The organism is Rickettsia massiliae MTU5, assembly GCF_000016625.1.
Taxonomy (GTDB): domain Bacteria; phylum Pseudomonadota; class Alphaproteobacteria; order Rickettsiales; family Rickettsiaceae; genus Rickettsia; species Rickettsia rickettsii.
In genome coordinates, this window is sequence record NC_009900.1 from 1,243,272 (window position 1) to 1,261,717 (window position 18,446).

Sequence of the window (18,446 nt, forward strand, 5' to 3'; positions counted from 1 at the left end):
ATATCTATACTTTATATTTTTCTGCTTTTAGCTTTTTTATTTCTTCTATTGTAAGCTTAGTATATCGTGCTATTTGCTCTATAGGTCCGTTCTCTATTAACATTTCTTTGGCAGTTTCAATTTTCTCTTTCTCTATACCCTTCTCCATCCCGGCATTAAACTTTTCTTCAAACTTGTCTATTTCTTGTTGTATAGCCATTTCAGCTCTAAAATAATCATCATGCTCCTGTTCTGTCCATTTATATTGCTCTAAACTTGCATATGCCGATAACACAATTTCATTTTTAATCTCTTTTGGCGGTTCTTGTTCTTGCGAAGCATATTTTAATAAATACAACCATTCATCGGTATCATCTTTAAGATCATTTTTTTTAAACTTCCCTAGTTCAATAAATACATAAGTTAATGAAAACAAATATTGTTTATGGATATTGCTTTCTTTTATATGATGATAGCTAATATACGGTAATTCATCAGGCAAAGCTTTTGCTCTTATGATAGAAATTATTACTACCGGCAATAAATCCTTATGTTTCATACCCTTCTTAATTTGACTAACGTAGGTATAACAACCGTAAAGCTGCGTTCTATTAAGATAATCTTTCTCCATTTTACGCTGCATCTCGATTATATACCATCTACCGGTTTCATCTTTAACTTTTAGATCGAACAAACTTCTTCGCCCTTCAAGAAATAAAGGCAACTGTTCAGTAGTTATATAGCTTAAATCTATGATTCTATCCCCTTTCGATAATCTAAGAAGAGAGTTCAATAAATTTATTAATTTTACTTTATCGCTAAATAATTTTTTAAATGCGATATCATTTGTACCGTCTAAATATCTTTGCATAAATAATTATATCTTTGGTAAATTTTTATATATAGTAAATTAACTTCAGGTAGTAAATTACTTTTACAATTTATTATCGGTACTAGGCTTCTTGCATAACCTATCTTATAAAGAGGAACTTGAAGGAAACACGAAACACAGCACTGCAGCGTACATAAAAGTACGTGAGGATGCGAGTACCGGATTGACTTACAAATTACCTTTAGAAGGAGGTTATGCAAGAAGCCTAGTAATACCTATCATTATCATCATACACTCCCCAAATTACTTTCTTGGAAATCCAACCTGTGTAATCCTTACATGTAATTTGGCAGAATTGTTCTTTACATTTTTTTAAACTACAACGAACTTTTGGCATTAATTTTGCTATAACTCGGCTTTTAGGGTCTGCGGATTTGGTAAGTTCTATTTCCTTATCAGAAGTAATAACTACTGATCTTTTACCTGATAAAACGCTTGAATGTATCCAACCACCTTCGCCGTTAATGTCACGTACTTGTCGCCATTGCTTGTACTCTGCAATTATTTCTACCGGTTCGCCTTTTTTAACAAAAACCCATTCTACGGCAGATTTAGTAGTTGGTCCGCTCCTTGCATTTACTTCATTAGATTTTATTGAAACAAATCTCGGAATAGGCAATTTTTTATTATCGGCATTAATTGTTGTTGATAATATTACAATAATTAAAGTAATAAGAATTTGAATTTTAATCATTATATTCCGCTTCAGATAAAGCATCCTCTTTTTTTGCTATTATATAATTACCAAGCCTAAATTGTACTTTTATTCTATTAATTTCCTGCTCGCTAATACCTATATTTTTTAGGACTGTTCCACCTATTTGTAATCCAGTCTCATAACTTTCCGGAATAATAGTTGTGGCACCTAAATCATAAAACTCTCTAGCATTTTTTAAATTTTTTAACTTAACGACAACCGGTATATCCTGATAATTACCACTAATTGTTTTAAGCGATTTCTTGATAGTTACTTGATTATTCATAGTAAGTATTATAGCGAATGCTCTTTCTGTACCTAATGCCTTTAGAGTATCGGCTTGCGATACATCACCTTTAAAAACCGGCAAACCGTTTGATAGCTCTTCTTTTACTCTATCATCATCTAAATCAAGTATTACGTAACTTATACCTTCCGCTTCCAAAACTCTTGCTACCATTTTACCGGTATTACCGAGTCCGGCAATAATAATATGGTTTGTTAAATCTCTTGCCCCAAGCTCAATCATTTGAGTCGGAGTTTTACCAAGTCCTTTATCAACTTTCTCGGCAATCTTTTGCCCTAAAGCTGCGAGTAATGGAGTAAGTGCCATAGTAAAAGTAACTACGAGTAATAATATATCGGCAGTACTTTCTTCTAATACTCCGCTATCTTTACCTAAACTGAATAATATAAAACCAAACTCTCCGCCTTGCGATAATAATAAGCCTGAATAAAAAGCCACTCCTTTATTAAAACCGAATAAAATACAAAAAGCCGTTATGATTAAGGTTTTTATACCTATTAAAGCAATCGATAAAGTAAGAATATGAGATATTTTTTCATACATTTCTAGGGCATCGATATTCATACCCACGGTCATGAAAAACAATCCTAAAAATAAACTTTTGAAAGGATAAATACTTTCCTCTGCCTGCAATCTAAATTCAGTTTCCGCAACTAATACTCCGGCAACAAATGCTCCTAGAGCTAAAGATAAACCAAATGTTTCGGTAGCCCAAGCAGCAGAAAGTACTATTAACAAAGTCATCGAAATAGGTAACTCGCTTGCATTATTACTTTCTGATGAAATGAATGAAAATACAGGACGAAGAAAAACACGACCGACAATAAATATTGTCAGTAAGGCCGTTACGGCTTTTAAGAGTGCAATACCAAGAGCCGCTGCAAGCGAGGCTTTATTGTTACCGGCAAGTAACGGAACTATTACAAGCAATGGCACTACGGCCAAATCTTGTAGTAACAGAATAGCTAAAGAAACTCTTCCTATTTGCGTTGATTGACTACGATTTTCCTCAATAACCTGCATAACAAGTGCCGTAGATGAAAGGGCCAGACCACCACCGGTAATAATAGCCGCACTACTATTGCCGTCTATAAGCACCATTGCACCGGCAATTACTATAGCGGTTGTTAAAACTTGCAAACTACCGAGACCAAATACATATCGTCTCATAGCTTTTAATCGCTCAAAGGATAACTCAAGTCCTATCGCAAATAATAGAAATACTACACCAAGTTCACCTAATAACTTAGTTTGGTCATATGTTACGATTTTTAAACCGTGATCACCTATTGCAGCTCCGGCAATTAAGTAACCAAGTACCGGACTTAATCTAAGACGCTTAAGTATAGCCACAATAAAAACCGCAGTACCGAGTAAAATTATAACGTTAATAAGAATATGATCGTTCATCTTTTCCAAATTTCTTCTAACTTAAAATGCTCCCGTACTTCAGGATAAAAAATATTAATTAAAATAGTACCTGCATCTATTAGTACCCATTCTGATTTACCAAGTCCCTCAATATTACTATTTATACCAGCATTATTTTTTAATTCTAAAGCTACATATTCAGCAATTGCTCTAACATTTTTAGTCGAACGACCGCTAGCAAATATAATATAATCGGCTAATTTATGTTTTCCTGTTAAATCAATTACCTCAATATCTTCTGCTTTTTTCTCACTTAAACATTCTAAGATAAATAATTTTAATTCTTCAGTTTCTTTTTTCATAATAATTAATAAATGACATAATAATATTAATTATTATATGCATAAGAGTCGATTTTATCAATGAATGTTTAAAATTCTATAATAAAAATTCATATAAAGCTTTACTTTAAGCAAAAAAACTTTAATTAATACTTAAATTAATACTGATAAAATAATGGCAATATCTATAGAAGAGTTAGAAAAAATACTTAAAGAATCATTTCCGAACAGTACAATGAAAATTACTGATTTAGTAGGAGATCAAGACCATTATGCCTTAGAAATATCAGACGTTCAATTTAATGGACTTTCTTTAATTAATCAACATAAATTAGTAAAAAACGCCCTGTCTGAAATATTAAATAAAAAACTACATGCAATTACCATAAAAACTATCGCAGTTCCCGAAAAATAATTACAGATATTAATAATCCTTATTCTTAATTGATGCAGGTTTTTAGAAGTTTGCTTTAACCGGACTGGACATGGTATTTTTTAGCTAAGTTCAGACTGTAATGCTGCACTCCGTACTCCATTCTACCCTTCTTAATTACTTTACTGCACCTGCCCCTAAATCATATAGCATTTTAGTAGGTTTAGGTGCTGGTACCGGTAGAGGCTTATTAAGACCGTTAAGATCTGCAACGATTGCCGGTGTTTTACCTTTAAAGTCGTAATTAACGCGAGTTTCGAATTAACAGAGCATAGAATTTAGACTATCAAGAGAGATGTAATAGAAGGTTTATTATCAGACATTTGATAATTTTTATCAGTGCTGCAACCATATGAACAAAGGCATTTGTAACTGATCTATGCCTTGAATGCTCAAACTTACTCAATAGTTTAATTTTGCTAAAAATAGATTCTAGCAATGATCTTTTAAGCAATAATATTTTATCCAACATAGACATAAGCTTATTTTTCATATTTTTCTTTACTCTAGTTACTATAAAAACTCCTTGCTCTAAAAGTTGTTGAAATAATTTTTGTGAAATATAATCACGATCTCCAAATATTTTACCAAAAAGATTTTTTATCATCAATTCTAGCTGTTTTCTATCATCCTTATTACCAGGACTAAAAGATGCTTTAACTTATACCACCAGCTCTATTAATTATTAAATGTAGTTTGAGTCCATAGAACCAACCTTTTGTTGTTGCACCACGTGCTGCTTATACCAGCAAACACTTTATTCATTGAAATACGATATTTCTTGCATACCTCTATACTACTTGAATCTACAAAAGATAGTCCGTCACACTGATCCAAAATAGAATTTAATATTAATACTAATAGTGGTAAATGTGGACCTATTATTTTTATAAATTGGCTATAAGCTTACTAACTGAAAATCTCTTTGATGATGAATTCATATCTGTTTCAGATAAAATAGTTTTTAAAACAATCATAAGATGACTGTCAGTAACCTATTATAATCGTTATTACCTCACTTCTATGCAGTCTACTTTTTGGACCAGATTTGTTGTTATTTTGAGTCATTGAATTTGTATGCTTATCTAATTCTTGCAAATCGACGTAGCAAAATATTTCTATAAAATCTATGCTCATAGGTTATTGCTCTTTATATTATTTTTCAATAACCTATAAACTTTTTTCTAATACTGTAAAGACACTACCTTAATTCAAAACGTGTGTTTTCTCACTAATTTTATAACAAAAACAGTATTATTAATACACTCGTAACCTAGTGATTATCAGCTATAAAACGCCTTTATTAATACAAAACTCGCGTTAAGTAATAAAGACATGAATTTGCGGTCTAATTATGAATTCATCCTTATAGGAGGTTGTCTTAATTTCACCGCTGAGTATACCTTCAACCTTGTTATATTGACGTTTCTGAATAGTTAGGTTTTGGAAAGAAGTACCGTATTCCTGATAACCAGAATCTTTAATCCTTAGTAAGCCTGATTCCTGCCATCGGTGCAAATGAAGTTTCTTTCCATAGATAATTTATAACCCCCAACTACTTGACCGCTATAAGAAGTTGAATGATACTTACCGTGCGCTGTTTCACAACCGCCTATAATATTACGTAGTTCATTAGTTTTAATATCACTTCGTGCATAGGTGGTTACGTCTTCTATAAATAGGTTATTTATAAAGTTATATAAACCGTATATAGAGAGCCCATATTAGTTCCGACCTTAGGCCGGCTTTAGCATTTTGGTAACGTAACTTCGTATCGACTCTAGTATAAGCAGCACCAAGAGAACTATATATCGTTTATAACGGTATCAACCCCGATTGAGCCACCGGTAGATTTAGCTTTATAACCGCTAAGTTAAGTCCGTTAAAGGCTTTTTTGTACTGCCTTACCGTAATATAGGCTAGCCCATACCCCGTAAATGGAATTATTAGCTTTACTTTCATCAAGTTCACAATCACCGCCTCCGACAGCTGCACCTCTCTTACGTGATGTAGTATCTTCTGCTGCAGGATTCGTAGCTTTTTGATTACCGATACTAGTATTATCTTGTGCAGCATTAAAGCCGTCGTTCGCTTTAGCACGACTTATTCCGCTACCTGAGCTTCCACCGCTACTTGTACCTGCAGAATTATCTCGGCTACTACCTATAGCAGACATATCGCTACCGGAACTACTTCCCATGCCGTTACTATTATTAGAGCGGAAGAAACACCTGTTGCTTTAGGATTACCGCTATTACCGTATGGACTACTTCCGCTGTTGGTTACACCGCCTTTAGTTGTACCTCCCAAACTAAAACTGCTCCCTTGTGCTGAAGAGTTACCGCTATTAGCAGGAGCAATATCGGTTGCAGCAGGACTATTATAACTTGAGCCACCGGCACCACTCTGACCACTAGAAGCCGTTGATGGACTGTATACATACATCCGAACCGGAAACTGGACTATTGTAGCTTGAGCCACCTGTTGACGGACTGTTATAGCCCGTAGTACCTCCAAAACTACCGCCTCCTCCGGTTGATAACTGGTTAGCGCCTACGTTTGAGGTTGGAGTCGTTACGACCGAAGCATTCGGACCATCAGGATTGCCTCCGACATTAGCAGGACCGTTAGGACTAAATCCGCCTGTGCCTGTAACCGGAGTAGTCGGAGTATTATATCCTGCCGAATTGCTAGGTGTTACGTCGTAGCCGCCCGGAGTGATAGGCGGAACAAAAATATATATTGTTAACTACTGTTAACTACACTACCGCTAGTTGGTGGCGGCTATAGAGGGCTAAAACCTCCAACACTCGGACCGACGGAAGGACCCTATTGGGGTAATAAGCGGAGTAGTTATTCTATGTATTTCATTTGAAGGTCTTTGAATTATAGGTAATAGATGTTCAACTACTTCTCGTCTTTGCCCTACAGGGGTATTTATTAAAATTTTGATGATATTATCTATTGTTACATCTCCTGTTGGTTCTATCGGTAAAAGTACAAAGGAATTACCTGTAATTTGCCATCTGACAAAACTACCTTCATTAGCGGTTACATTAAACGGTAAGCTTGCAAGCATTACCGACTATGATATTACCTCCTACCGTGGTGATGATAGGATAAGCACTACCCTACCCAATAGCAGACGGATTATTTTGTGCAGTTAAAAATACTTATAATTGAAGAAACATTTGATAAATCAAAGGTACTACCGCTTGCGAGTACTATATTACCGCTATTAGCGTTGCCTGTTTGCCCTGCATTTATAGTATCATAGAAGACATTTATAATAAGCTCACCGGTAGGAGTAGCAGAGCCTGTATAAGTAACTTTATTATTACCAAGATCGAAAGTTATATTACTTCCTGAGATATTGCCCCTGACATTTACGCTAGTATTATCACAGGTAAACATCATTGTTGCTTGATCGGCAACTATAGTATTTGCTCCTAAATCCTATGCAATAAAAGCGGTTTTCTTCGGTGCAAAAGTAATAGCATTAGTACCTGTTACCGCTTTTTGTAACCATACATCATCATCGAATTTATGACTACCGCCGTTAATCGGTGCTTGTACAAGTGCAGCATTAGTGTATTCCGCTGAAGAGTTGCTGCTGCTCCCTTTTTTGAAGTTCTCTGAAACGATTTTTGTTTTGTAATTAAATTTTGTTGTTGCTCTTGGCACTTTAACACCGCCGACCGTGGCTGACGGAATGTCTAAACTTCTACTGTTATAACCGGTAAATACCGCTGATTTACCGGCATCAATAGTAATATCTTTAGCATAGGTATCCCTTTTTACCATGCCTTTATTACTACTGAACTAGTTTAAGGTTTAAATTCTCACCGCCTAAATAATCGGTAAAACCATTATTAGCGTTAAATCGTTAAATATTGCCGTACCTTGATTATTAGTCTTGGTTGTTATACTCGAGTAAAAATCTTCGCTATCGATTGTGATTTTACTGTCTACACCGTTGAACTGAACGGTTTTAAGGTGATTTGAGTCTGAACCTACCGAACCACTACCGCTAGATCCAGTTGTTAAATCATTTGATATTGCAAGAGTATGGATTTTATTACCTGTGGTCGTAATTGATTCATTTATTATACTTGTATTATTAAGGCTTAAAGTTGCAGACTGAGCAGTAGTAAATGAAATCGAGCCTGTTTTTCACGGTACCTTGAATTGTAACATCACCCCCGTCTATTTGAACTATATCGACCATTCCTTTAGTACCTATTATACTACCGGAATAAGTAATAGCAGTAGATTCATCAAAAATTACCATGCTATCCTCAGGATTTATAGCTAAAGCAAAAGGAGGAAAGCTTGATCCTTCAGAAATATCTAAACTATTAGTTGTTCCCTTAAATATTACATATCCTGCATTAATACCTCCGGTACAATTTAATACATCACCGCTAATAGTTATATCACCAACTTTTGAAGTACTGCTACCTATAGCTCCACTAACGCTGCTTGGACCGGTAAACATTAAATCCACAGCTTTACCGCCTGTGATGTTAATACCACCGGTTAAATTAGTTGCTTGAGTAAACACTATATTACCCGTGCCGGTTCCTTGGATTTCAGCAATTGACATATTACCGCCGGCATCAATCGTAACAGTACTGTTGTCAGCACCCACTTTTAACATTGCAAGGTTCGTAATTGTATTCGTTGAGTTTCTGTTACCGTCAACTGTATCTATAGTACCGTTAGTACCTCCGGTACTTGTTATATTACCGGTAATAGCTGATGTTATATTATTTGCTATATCACTAGCAAATATTGCGGTACCGGCATTATTTTGGAAATTCATATTACCGTCAATCTTTACAGCCCCAAGCTCGCTATTAATAGGACCGGAAGGAGTGGAGAAAAAAACATTTGATCCAACTATCATATAGCAACTTTTGCAACGGATACGTCGATATTTGGGGTATTAAGAGCAGTTATTACCCAGTGTTCTGTGCCCTGTAAGTTGTACTTTACTCACCGGATTTGCTTTTGTTCCGATAGCATACTTATTAGCCGTACCATCTATTGTTAACTTGGTATTAGCATTTCTTGCATTTATCTCCACTACACCGGTATTTGGAACAACTGGCTCTATATTACCTGTTAACTCTATAGTACTGTTCTTGCCGCTAGCTACGGTAGTCATTAACTTTAAAACAGATGCGGTATTCACGAATGTAACACCTGGTGCATCTAATGGAAAATCACCGTTTAATGCATCAAGGGCATAAACGGCTGGTCCAGCATTAACCTCACCGATATTAATTTTGGCAATCTTAGCCGAGGTAAGTGATGCATAGGCAAAAACCCCGCCAACAGCAATATTAAGCACTGCAGTATTACTCATATCAAGTTCATTTGTACCTAACGTAGCATTAGTACCAACAACGCCGACATTACCACTAACATTTATAACAGTAAGGGGCTTTGCCTTTGTGCTAAGAGTTTCATTACCCAAATTACCCTGCAAAGTTAACACATTGTTATTAGGTATAAGTACTAGAAGTACTACTTAAATTGACGCTACCGCCTCCACCGGCAAAACCATCGACACTATTCATAAAGGTAACTTGTCGATTTTTGCTAGTAGTTAAACCAAATACGGCTTTAGTATTATTCAAATTAATAGCACTTCCTAGAGTTAAAGCCTTGTTAGATACATCTATCGTAAATGCTGCAGCTGCATTTCCCTGCCCGATATTAATTGTGTTTACCGTACCTATACTTGAATCAGTAGCCGTTAAAGTAGTGCCGGTAATGTTCCTGTGTTCCCGTTTTTGATTTGGCTGTTTAAGTAAATCACCTGCAGGATTTGCTCCCGAAAACTCTAAAACACCGCCATTGGTAAAATCCACGCTACCGCTTGTTGTAAGCGAGTCTTGTAAATTCGCCACAGCATTGTTACCAAGTGTTAAAGAAGTAGCGGATACACTTTTTTGAAAGATAACCGTTTTATTACCTGCTACATTAACAGTAATTGTTCCAATATTATTTATGACTCCGGTAACGTTACCGCCTCCTAAAAATACTAAATTACCGTGTTAGTTGCTGCACTACTTGTCACTGCTACTAAAGTACCGGTATCATTAACGTTAACCGTACCTGCAGACCCTTTAAAATCAGTCTATCCTGTAATAACTGTTGTGTTAATAGTTCCGGCCCCGCCAAAAGTTGCATTACCGGTAATATTTCCTGCATATGTTCCTGTTCCGACAGTAACATTACCCGTAGTATTTGTTGTAAGTTGGCCTGCTCCGACCGCAGCATTACTGGTAAAACCACCCGCAGCTGTAGCTACCACACCTGCATTATTTATGGTAAGAGTAGTTGCACTAGATGCTCCGACTATCACAACATTTCCTGCTCTGTTAAGATTCAAAACTGCAATACCTGTTACAGGTCCAAACGTACCGGCTCCTAAAACATTAACAATGCCTTTAACACCTCCGCTACTGGTTACTGCCGCTAAATTACCGCCCGCAGCAAGGTTTATTGTACCAGCATTATTGCCCTGAACATTTAATATATTAACCGGATTTGTAGCTCCTACATTACCGATAACCGTACTATTTTACCGACAAAATTTAATATATTCGCACTTCCTCCTAATTTATTATCTATATTACCACCGGTAGCCCCACCAACATTCTTACCATCAGCGATTGTTATTTGTGCAGCCGTACCGTTAAAATCTATATCAGAAATTACATCTTGCTGAAATCGTACTAATCCGCCCGCGCCGGTATCCAAACCATACGGCGTGTCTACTCCTATATTAATAGGCTGATACTGGTTCCCTATCTGAATAGTTTGGGCAAAGATGGTTCCTGTAATTGTAGCTGGATTTTGATTTAGAGGAGCTCCTATCCCATCGGTAAAAAATTTGTTAAGCCTTATTGTCCCTCCTGTTCCATTACCGCTACCTGCATTAAGTGCAATTTCTCGGCTACCGGAAACCACGTGTACTCTTAATTGACCATCTACATCATTTGCTGGAACTAGGTTGAAACTAGCCACAAATTCTGCAGCATTTGGCGATTCATTACTTACGTCATAAGTAGCATTTTGGCCGCCGAACTTGATACTATTTTCTATAGGTTGTATATCCATAACTTCATTAACGTAAAAGACCTACGGCTGGTGAAGTATCAGTAGCAAAATTAAGTAGCTGATTATTTGCAATATGAAAAGTTTTTGCCTTAATCCAACTTGGATGTTTAAATTAAAAGTCAGTGTCAATCTGTAATGTAAGATCTGCCTGGCCTTGAACAGAAGTTACTATACTACCTGGACCTGAGAGATAAAGGCGATTCTATTATCACCAGTAGGAGGCAAAAGTGATGTAGCCTGAAAAATCAAAGTACTAGCTAAATCGTTAAAATTAAAGCTGTTAAAATAGTAAGTATTCCCTGGTGCTTCTCCTGGTCCTGGAGCAAAAGGAGAAACCGCTGCAAGTGCTTGTGCATTTGTAACTGGCGTACCTGTTAAAGTGATGTTTATAGCGTTAGGGACATCTACAACGAGCCTGACATTTTCTTTAGTAAGATCAACAGGTATAACCGGTCCAAGAGTTATGTTATTTGGCACAGTCATTGTTGCATTATTAAAGGTATCTAAATATATGGCAGGAATTGCTGACACATCTGAAGTAAAATTATTTACTTCGCCAAAGGTTACAAATGAACCTGGTACATATGCTCCTCTGCCAAAAGCACTACCATCAGCTACTGAGCCACCCCCTACTGTTACGATTCGGTTAGCAGTACCAAGGGCACTAGTGCTAGCAAGCATCAATGCCGCAGTTGATGCAAACATGCCTTTTTTATTAAATTTTTTATCGTTGACTTGACATAATATCTCCTAAATTTGGGCTTAATTTTTCTAACTTATGATTTGAAAAACATTAATTAAATACTAAAATATCTATAAAAATACTTATAAATAAGGTATTTTCTATATAGAAAAAGTATGATTACTTTTTCTTGTTCAAAATAAATTAAACTTTATGTACTTTTTATAGAAATTCGGTAAATCGTATATAAAACTTAAGCAACACAAGGGTAAAACCTATCTATTTTAGCTTCTTAGTGAAAACCGCAAAACTTTATTAATTTTTGTATCTCTTATGTCATTCCTGCGGAAGCAGGAATCCAGTCTTTTTTGCTGTCATACCGTGACTTGACCCCGATCTTGTATAACAGACTGTGTCCTGAGATCCCGCAATCAAGTTGCGGGATGACATTAAAGATTACTGGATTCCTGCTTCCGCGGGTATAAACATAAGGGCCATACAACAAAGCCACAGGACTGAATACAATGACGCTTAGAACCTAACAACACCACTTTTTCTAGGTAAAATCTATAAATTTTTACATAAACAAATTGATTTGCTAAGAATAATAGAGTATATAGTATAGACATAATTAATTATCGGGGCGTAGCGCAGCCTGGTAGCGCATCTGGTTTGGGACCAGAGGGTCGGGAGTTCGAATCTCTCCGCCCCGACCATAAAAACATAAATTATAATGTCAAAAGACGACCTCATTCAGTTTACAGGTACAGTACTTGAACTTTTACCTAATGCTACTTTCAGAGTAAAGCTTGAGAATGATCATGTAATTATTGCTCATACTGCCGGTAGGATGCGTAAAAATCGTATCAGAATATTACTAGGAGATAAAGTTATGGTAGAAATGACTCCTTATGATTTAACTAAGGGGCGTGTGATTCATCGTCACTAGTCTTTATAAGTATGAAGCAGAACAAAAAAAACCTACCGATTATATTAGTATCAAGCTCTCCTGCAAGAATTGAGTTACTAAACAGAATCAAAATTATCCCTTCACAAGTTATTCCAGCAGATATAGACGAAACACCTAATTTGCGTGAATTACCTGCTCCCTTAGCCATAAGACTTGCTTACGAAAAAGCTATAAAAATTGCATCTCAAATAGAGGAATCAGCTATAATTATAGCTGCCGATACCGTAGCGGCAGTAGGTAGAAGAATATTGCCGAAAGCTACTACTTATGAAGAAGTCAAGAATTGTATTAAGATGTTATCCGGGCGTCGTCATCGTGTCTATACAGGTTTATGTATTATCAAAAAAGAGAATGATCAGCTTACAGTTAGACAAAAAATAGTTCAGACTATTGTTAAGTTCAAAAAATTAAGTGATGAAGAGATTAATTTTTATTGTTCTTTGGATGAGGGCATAGATAAAGCCGGTGGATGTAAAATTGCCGGTTATGCAGAAGCTTTTATCTCATTTATTTCCGGCTCATATTCAAATGTTATGGGATTACCTTTATTTGAAACAGTAAATGCTCTAACTTCTTTAGGTTTTAGATGTTCAAGTGTCATTCCTGCAAAAATGAATTATTGTCATTCCGTGACTTGATCGCGGAATCTAGTTAAAAATACTAAAATTATTAATATAATATTTGTTTTTCTAGACCCCGTGGTCAAGCCACGGGGTGACATTAAATGTTTTTGGATTCCTGCGATCCACGCACATAAATTACCTAACTACTTAATTCCCAGACTCATCCAAATGACTTCTCTCATAATTTTCATGACGCTCTTGAGCTTCAATACATAATGCAGCAATAGGTCGTGCTTCTAATCTTTTTATACCTATTGGCTCGCCTGTTTCTTCACAGTAACCGTATTCCCCATTTTTAATACGTGATAATGCTTCTTCTATTTTACTCATTAATTTACAATATCTATTTCTACTACGAAGCTCAAAAGCTCTTTCTGTTTCATGAGTAGCACAATCGTTAAGATCGGATTCTTTTAAATTTTCTTCCTTTAAATGATTTAAAGTCTCTTGAGATTCCTTTAATAAATCCTCTTTCCATCTTAAAAGTTTTTGTCTAAAATATTCTAGGTGATTAGGACACATATATTCTTCATCGTTAGAAGGTTTATATCCCATAGGTAATTTAGGTGTTTCTAGCATATTAATATCTCAATATTAGCTTTAATATATTAGTTAATAAGGTTTTTAAAATAATATAATATATCACTTAAAATTAACGCAAGAAGATTATGAATATTAATATATTTTATTTTTTAATTGGATATGCGGTAGTATATACAGCTTCTAAATGCTTTATACTTGTTTTAGTATAGTTTTGTGTAGTAGATAGACTTTTATGACCTAATAGCTCTTGAATAGAGCGTAAATCTGCACCATGCTCAAGCAAATGTGAAGCAAAACTATGTCTAAATGAATGAGCAGTTAAATGCTGCGGTAAACCATAAAAATGCTTTAATTTAATTAATTCACGATTAAATACCGGTGGCTGCAATTTCTTACCCTGCTTTCCTCTAAATATGGGTTCATTATCACCTAACTTATACGGCAATATTTCTAAATATTGGGTAATTAAATTTTTAGCAATCGGTAACCACGGAATTATTCTTTCTTTACTACCTTTACCTATTATTCTTATAAATTCTAGATTTTGTAGATGAAGTTTCGTAATTGATAATGCTTCCGATATACGTAGACCTGAAGCATATATAAGAACAAGTAGGGCTTTATTTCTAAGTTCTACCCACTTAACATTCCCGTATTCTTCAATATGTTCAAGTGATATTACTACATCATCTTCCGATAAAGCTTTTGGTAACAATTTAGTCTTTTTAGGAGATTTTATAGAAAAAATTATATGACTATTTAATTGTGTTGTTTTCTCTAAAAACCTATAAAAATTTTTTACTGCAGATAAACCACGTGAAATTGAAGAAGTGGTAAAATTATCACAGTGACGTTTTGCAAGCCAACTTCGGATTAATCTTATATCTGCGGTTTTAATATGATTTATCGTTACAAACTCTGAATTATAATAATTCATAAACTCAAGGAAATGCTTAAGGTCATTATTATAAGAAATTACTGTATGATTAGAGTAATTTCTTTGCAAAACAAGGTATTTTTGCCACTTATTTATTAATGCTTGAATTGATGTATCTAACATTTATAAAAACTTAACTATTTTTAATATTATTCTTAATGCTAACAATTATTGACTCATAATTTTATAAATGTTAGCATGAGTTGAGGGTTTATGTTTACATATACGTAACCTATAAAACACAAAAAATTTTTTAGGAGAATGAATAATGTAAAATAATACACAATTTTTAGATTTAATGAAATCCTATATGAATCCAGAATTTTATATGAGTTCTATGAAAAATATCCATAGTGTAGATCTAGCATCTATCACAAATACAATGCAAAGAGCTATGAGAATATTCTTTTAATAACTAACCAAATTGCTACAGAAAGCATGCAATCTTTGCTTAAGAAAAATTCCGAAATTACACAAAATACTGTTAATACTATTTTGAATACTACTAAAGAAGCAGCAACTTCTAAAGATTTCAAACAAGCTAGTGAATGTCATCAAAAATGTTTAAAATCTATTTATGAAACATCTATGGATAATGCTAAGGATATTAGCAAGTATTGCTTATGAGTCTTCAACCAAAATATTAGAAACCGCAAATAAGCACATTGCCGAAAATGTTCATCATGCTTCTAATAATAATATGCAAAATATGGCAGAACAAGTACAAAAAACTTCAACAAGAAATCTGCTTAATTTTTCAACCTCATGAGCTAAGCGACTGAAGGCATTGTTGCATGGACGAAAAATGCGTTTGATGTCATTCCTGCGCAAGCGGGAATCTAGAAAAAAGCGCAATTATTTGAGCTTTTAATATAAAAAATTAAATATATTTATATCTTTTAGCTACTGGATTCCTGCTTTCGCAGGAATGACATAGTGGAAATCTCCTCTCAGTTGCTCGCCTTTCTGTTTAACCAATTTTGTAAATAAGATTCTGCTAGCTCCTGATCTTCTATAATAATTACATTTTCAGCATTACGTTTATCGGCAGCAGCCGTGAAATTAAACGAACCGGTTATTACTTTCTTTTTATCAATAATTATAACTTTATTATGCGCGATTCCCGGTACTTTATCTATACCTACATCAATTTTTGCTCGTTGTAATTCATGTAATTTAGAAAATTTTTGCTTTAAATTACTACGATCAAGCAATATTCTAACCTTTACTCCTCGCGCTTGTGCATTAATAAGTGCAGTAGTAATTAACGCATCGCTCATACCATATGCCTGCATATAAATAGATTCTTCAGCTTTATCTATCTGATTGGCTATAAACTTAGTACAACCGGCAGGCGGAGTAAAACATGTACTAACTTTACTTCTTGAAAGCTCTGAAATATTGTAATGCTTTATTTGCAGAGCAGATAAAGCTAATGATTTTTGACTTATTAGATTAGTAAAATAATCCGGATTCTGTCCATAAATACCTAAAGCAATTCCCAAGATAAAGGCAATAGATATTTCTATAAATTTATTATTTTTTCTCTTCATGACTTATTTATATTTTAGGCGTTGCATAGATCAGCTTTTCCGTCATTACGAGGAAAATTACAAAGTCATTGACGAAGCAATCTCATGAGATTGCCACGCAGCCTATGGCTGCTCGCAATGACGATTTAGTATCCCCACAAACAACACCTACTTCCTTACGTAACTTTCTGGCGCTTCTTCAATAGCCTCTAGATTCTGATAATCTAAAGAATCTACTAGCTTATTATCATTATTTTTTATAAGCCAATAATTCCACCATGAGCCTTTAGATTCCGTAGCTTTCATAAGCCACTCATGACTACTTAAACTTAAGTTGTCATTAAGCCGATAATTATATTTAGCACTAGCGAGAGGGTTAACTACACCTGCTACATGCCCTGAATCCGTGAGACAAAAAATCTTATGTCCGTTTAATAATTTTACTCCATCATATATTGAACGCCATGGAGATATATGATCTTCTTTTGCGGCTACGAAAAAAGAGTTACAATCAACTTTTCCAAGATCTATTTTTGTTCCGAGTACCTCTAAATTATTAGACTCTTTTAGCAAGTTATTGCAATATGTATTTTGTAAATATTCCTCATACATTTTTGCCGGCAAGTTAGTAGAATCCGCATTCCAATATAGCAAATCAAAAGGCATCAGTTTTTTACCGAGTAAGTAATTATTGACAAAAAACGTCCAAATTAAATCATTAGCCCTTAGTAAACTAAAGCTATTTGATAAATATTACCCATCAAAATAGCCTTTTAGTTTTATATCTTCCTTAATGTAGTTAATCGTAGCTTCATTAAAAAATATTCCAAGCTCGCCGGGATGAGTATAATTAAGCAAAGTAGTAAAGAAAGTAGCACTATGAACGGACTCTATTTTTTTTCTTTGAAGTAGACGATAATTATAGCAAGGAATGTACCTCCCATGCAATATCCGACAAAATCAATTTTCTCAAAACCAAGATTTCTAACATACTCAAAAGGTGCTAAAATACCGTCTTTTAAATAATCCTCGAAGCCTTTTTCCGATAGAGAGATATCAGGATTAACCCATGAAATAAGAAAAACTTGAAAATTATTTTCTACTAAGAAAGATACTAAAGAATTATGCGGAGATAAATCGAGTATATAATATTTATTTATACATGGCGGAATAATAAATATCGGAATCTTATGAACTTTCTCTTTCGGCTCATAACATATTAATTGCATTAAATCATTTTGGAATATAACTTTTCCTTTTGTCGCCGCAATATTTTTACCGAGTTTAAAAGCAGATTTATTGGTAGTTTTAATATTTAATATATCACCTGAACTTTTTATATCTCTTAAGAAATTTTCTAGCCCTTGTACTAAATTTTGCCCGCCGCTTTCTAATGTCTCACGCAAAACTTTTGGATTACAAAAAGCAAAATTTGAAGGTGAAAACACATCGATAAAATGTTTAGTTGCAAACTCTAAATGTTGCTTGAGATCACTTGACAGCTCATAATGTTCTATATTCTGCTTAAGCCACTCGCTAGATAGTAAATAATATTGTTTAACAAAGTCAAAATAAGCATTATCCTCCCATGAAGAATCTTTAAATCTTTTATCTCGATTATCCGGAGAAAATACAGCTTTTGCCGGACTACCGACAAACTTTGCAAAGCTATTCGCTGTAAGCTCTCTTAACTTATCAATATATTCAATATTAAGCTGACAAAATTTTTCAGGATTTGCCCAAAATTGTTCTACCATTAAAAAGAGGCTATAATTCTGTTTTTATCACTATCAATTAGGCTCCTAGGGATCATACTCCCCCTACCTTGCATGAAATGCGCAATAAGCTCTTGATATTTATCGGCAATTTCTTTGAAATTATTAATTATCGTCTCGTGCGGGATGTTATACATGTTTAGTTCCAAGATATTTCAAAAAATTAACAATTAATATAAACAGTATACGAAGTTTAATTTGGAAAAGAGCAAGGCGTTTCATATTTTTTG

At 34.6% G+C, this 18,446-nt stretch carries 24 protein-coding genes, 1 tRNA gene and 5 pseudogenes; 7 read left to right on the forward strand and 23 right to left on the reverse strand.

The window, feature by feature from the left end:
- Nucleotides 1–4: 4 nt before the first annotated feature.
- From RMA_RS08930 to rsfS, 4 genes are all read right to left on the reverse strand, one after another.
- A complete protein-coding gene (locus tag RMA_RS08930; RefSeq protein ID WP_012153195.1) occupies nucleotides 5–850 on the reverse strand; it encodes an Rpn family recombination-promoting nuclease/putative transposase in 846 nt (281 codons plus the stop codon).
- Between the two features lie 226 nt (nucleotides 851–1,076).
- Nucleotides 1,077–1,589, reverse strand: coding sequence for an SH3 domain-containing protein (locus tag RMA_RS06740; RefSeq protein ID WP_012153196.1), 513 nt, complete (start codon nucleotides 1,587–1,589; stop codon nucleotides 1,077–1,079).
- A complete protein-coding gene (locus tag RMA_RS06745) occupies nucleotides 1,558–3,285 on the reverse strand; it encodes a monovalent cation:proton antiporter-2 (CPA2) family protein (protein ID WP_014365363.1) in 1,728 nt (575 codons plus the stop codon). Before RMA_RS06745 ends, RMA_RS06740 begins: the two co-directional genes overlap by 32 nt.
- A complete protein-coding gene (gene rsfS, locus RMA_RS06750; protein WP_014365362.1) occupies nucleotides 3,282–3,608 on the reverse strand; it encodes a ribosome silencing factor in 327 nt (108 codons plus the stop codon). The genes RMA_RS06745 and rsfS overlap by 4 nt, the downstream gene beginning before the upstream one ends.
- 154 nt (nucleotides 3,609–3,762) lie before the next feature.
- Here rsfS and RMA_RS06755 point away from each other — a divergent pair, with 154 nt between their 5' ends.
- The gene (locus RMA_RS06755) at nucleotides 3,763–4,002 is read left to right on the forward strand and encodes a BolA/IbaG family iron-sulfur metabolism protein (RefSeq protein ID WP_014409104.1); all 240 of its coding nucleotides are present in this window, start codon (nucleotides 3,763–3,765) and stop codon (nucleotides 4,000–4,002) included.
- 100 nt (nucleotides 4,003–4,102) lie between these two features.
- Nucleotides 4,103–4,264: a hypothetical protein gene (locus tag RMA_RS10105; RefSeq protein WP_187145889.1), complete on the forward strand. Its 162-nt coding sequence runs from the start codon at nucleotides 4,103–4,105 to the stop codon at nucleotides 4,262–4,264.
- Between the two features lie 42 nt (nucleotides 4,265–4,306).
- On the opposite strand, the pseudogene RMA_RS11810 reads toward RMA_RS10105, so the two are convergent.
- From RMA_RS11810 to RMA_RS11450, 12 genes and pseudogenes are all read right to left on the reverse strand, one after another.
- Nucleotides 4,307–4,663: pseudogene (locus RMA_RS11810) on the reverse strand (transposase); the annotation flags it as partial.
- Between the two features lie 13 nt (nucleotides 4,664–4,676).
- Nucleotides 4,677–4,745, reverse strand: a pseudogene (locus tag RMA_RS12335) (transposase); the annotation flags it as partial.
- A gap of 22 nt (nucleotides 4,746–4,767) precedes the next feature.
- Nucleotides 4,768–4,857 (reverse strand): annotated as a pseudogene (locus RMA_RS12340) (transposase); the annotation flags it as partial.
- 650 nt (nucleotides 4,858–5,507) lie between these two features.
- Nucleotides 5,508–5,732, reverse strand: a complete 225-nt coding sequence (locus tag RMA_RS11420; RefSeq protein WP_337998663.1) for a hypothetical protein — start codon at nucleotides 5,730–5,732, stop codon at nucleotides 5,508–5,510.
- A gap of 170 nt (nucleotides 5,733–5,902) precedes the next feature.
- Nucleotides 5,903–6,220: a hypothetical protein gene (locus RMA_RS11425; RefSeq protein ID WP_081427906.1), complete on the reverse strand. Its 318-nt coding sequence runs from the start codon at nucleotides 6,218–6,220 to the stop codon at nucleotides 5,903–5,905.
- Nucleotides 6,184–6,465, reverse strand: coding sequence for a hypothetical protein (locus RMA_RS11430; RefSeq protein WP_238375459.1), 282 nt, complete (start codon nucleotides 6,463–6,465; stop codon nucleotides 6,184–6,186). Before RMA_RS11430 ends, RMA_RS11425 begins: the two co-directional genes overlap by 37 nt.
- 349 nt (nucleotides 6,466–6,814) lie before the next feature.
- On the reverse strand, nucleotides 6,815–7,099 hold the full coding sequence (locus tag RMA_RS11435; RefSeq protein ID WP_238375460.1) for a hypothetical protein: 285 nt from the start codon (nucleotides 7,097–7,099) through the stop codon (nucleotides 6,815–6,817).
- Nucleotides 7,100–7,170: 71 nt separating this feature from the next.
- Nucleotides 7,171–7,437 (reverse strand): hypothetical protein, encoded by a 267-nt coding sequence (locus RMA_RS11440; RefSeq protein ID WP_238375461.1) that lies wholly within the window; start codon nucleotides 7,435–7,437, stop codon nucleotides 7,171–7,173.
- A 39-nt stretch (nucleotides 7,438–7,476) separates the two neighbouring features.
- Entirely contained in the window at nucleotides 7,477–7,824 is a 348-nt protein-coding gene (locus RMA_RS06780) for a hypothetical protein (protein ID WP_238375462.1), read from the reverse strand.
- A 316-nt stretch (nucleotides 7,825–8,140) separates the two neighbouring features.
- Nucleotides 8,141–8,929, reverse strand: a complete 789-nt coding sequence (locus tag RMA_RS11445; RefSeq protein ID WP_238375463.1) for a hypothetical protein — start codon at nucleotides 8,927–8,929, stop codon at nucleotides 8,141–8,143.
- Between the two features lie 39 nt (nucleotides 8,930–8,968).
- Nucleotides 8,969–9,523, reverse strand: coding sequence for a hypothetical protein (locus RMA_RS08960; protein ID WP_238375464.1), 555 nt, complete (start codon nucleotides 9,521–9,523; stop codon nucleotides 8,969–8,971).
- A 7-nt stretch (nucleotides 9,524–9,530) separates the two neighbouring features.
- Nucleotides 9,531–9,938 (reverse strand): hypothetical protein, encoded by a 408-nt coding sequence (locus RMA_RS11450; RefSeq protein ID WP_238375465.1) that lies wholly within the window; start codon nucleotides 9,936–9,938, stop codon nucleotides 9,531–9,533.
- A gap of 144 nt (nucleotides 9,939–10,082) precedes the next feature.
- On the opposite strand from RMA_RS11450, the gene RMA_RS06805 reads away from it, so the two are divergent.
- On the forward strand, nucleotides 10,083–10,559 hold the full coding sequence (locus RMA_RS06805) for a hypothetical protein (RefSeq protein ID WP_041404887.1): 477 nt from the start codon (nucleotides 10,083–10,085) through the stop codon (nucleotides 10,557–10,559).
- A gap of 31 nt (nucleotides 10,560–10,590) precedes the next feature.
- Here RMA_RS06805 and RMA_RS11455 read toward each other — a convergent pair whose 3' ends face one another.
- Complete coding sequence (locus RMA_RS11455) at nucleotides 10,591–11,154, reverse strand: hypothetical protein (protein WP_238375466.1); 564 nt, start codon at nucleotides 11,152–11,154, stop codon at nucleotides 10,591–10,593.
- A 436-nt stretch (nucleotides 11,155–11,590) separates the two neighbouring features.
- Nucleotides 11,591–11,835, reverse strand: a pseudogene (locus RMA_RS12140) (cell surface protein).
- Nucleotides 11,836–12,475: 640 nt separating this feature from the next.
- On the opposite strand from RMA_RS12140, the gene RMA_RS06830 reads away from it, so the two are divergent.
- The 3 genes from RMA_RS06830 (at nucleotide 12,476) to RMA_RS06840 (ending at nucleotide 13,444) form a co-directional block, all read left to right on the forward strand.
- Nucleotides 12,476–12,552 (forward strand) — tRNA-Pro (locus RMA_RS06830).
- A gap of 17 nt (nucleotides 12,553–12,569) precedes the next feature.
- A complete protein-coding gene (infA, locus tag RMA_RS06835; protein WP_014366118.1) occupies nucleotides 12,570–12,785 on the forward strand; it encodes a translation initiation factor IF-1 in 216 nt (71 codons plus the stop codon).
- An 11-nt stretch (nucleotides 12,786–12,796) separates the two neighbouring features.
- The gene (locus RMA_RS06840) at nucleotides 12,797–13,444 is read left to right on the forward strand and encodes a Maf family protein (protein WP_041404889.1); all 648 of its coding nucleotides are present in this window, start codon (nucleotides 12,797–12,799) and stop codon (nucleotides 13,442–13,444) included.
- Between the two features lie 132 nt (nucleotides 13,445–13,576).
- On the opposite strand, the gene dksA is transcribed toward RMA_RS06840, so the two are convergent.
- Nucleotides 13,577–14,008, reverse strand: coding sequence for an RNA polymerase-binding protein DksA (gene dksA / locus RMA_RS06845; protein WP_041404890.1), 432 nt, complete (start codon nucleotides 14,006–14,008; stop codon nucleotides 13,577–13,579).
- A 106-nt stretch (nucleotides 14,009–14,114) separates the two neighbouring features.
- Nucleotides 14,115–15,032, reverse strand: coding sequence for a tyrosine recombinase XerC (locus RMA_RS06850; RefSeq protein WP_012153203.1), 918 nt, complete (start codon nucleotides 15,030–15,032; stop codon nucleotides 14,115–14,117).
- A 175-nt stretch (nucleotides 15,033–15,207) separates the two neighbouring features.
- On the opposite strand from RMA_RS06850, the pseudogene RMA_RS12145 reads away from it, so the two are divergent.
- A pseudogene (locus RMA_RS12145) lies at nucleotides 15,208–15,536 on the forward strand (phasin family protein).
- A 323-nt stretch (nucleotides 15,537–15,859) separates the two neighbouring features.
- Here the strand turns inward: RMA_RS12145 and pld are convergent.
- From pld to RMA_RS11475, 3 genes are all read right to left on the reverse strand, one after another.
- On the reverse strand, nucleotides 15,860–16,462 hold the full coding sequence (gene pld, locus RMA_RS06860; RefSeq protein ID WP_012153204.1) for a phospholipase D: 603 nt from the start codon (nucleotides 16,460–16,462) through the stop codon (nucleotides 15,860–15,862).
- Nucleotides 16,463–16,609: 147 nt separating this feature from the next.
- Complete coding sequence (locus RMA_RS11470; protein WP_337998664.1) at nucleotides 16,610–17,152, reverse strand: hypothetical protein; 543 nt, start codon at nucleotides 17,150–17,152, stop codon at nucleotides 16,610–16,612.
- Between the two features lie 179 nt (nucleotides 17,153–17,331).
- Nucleotides 17,332–18,198, reverse strand: coding sequence for a poly(3-hydroxyalkanoate) synthetase (locus RMA_RS11475; protein ID WP_238375470.1), 867 nt, complete (start codon nucleotides 18,196–18,198; stop codon nucleotides 17,332–17,334).
- Between the last annotated feature and the right edge of the window lie 248 nt (nucleotides 18,199–18,446).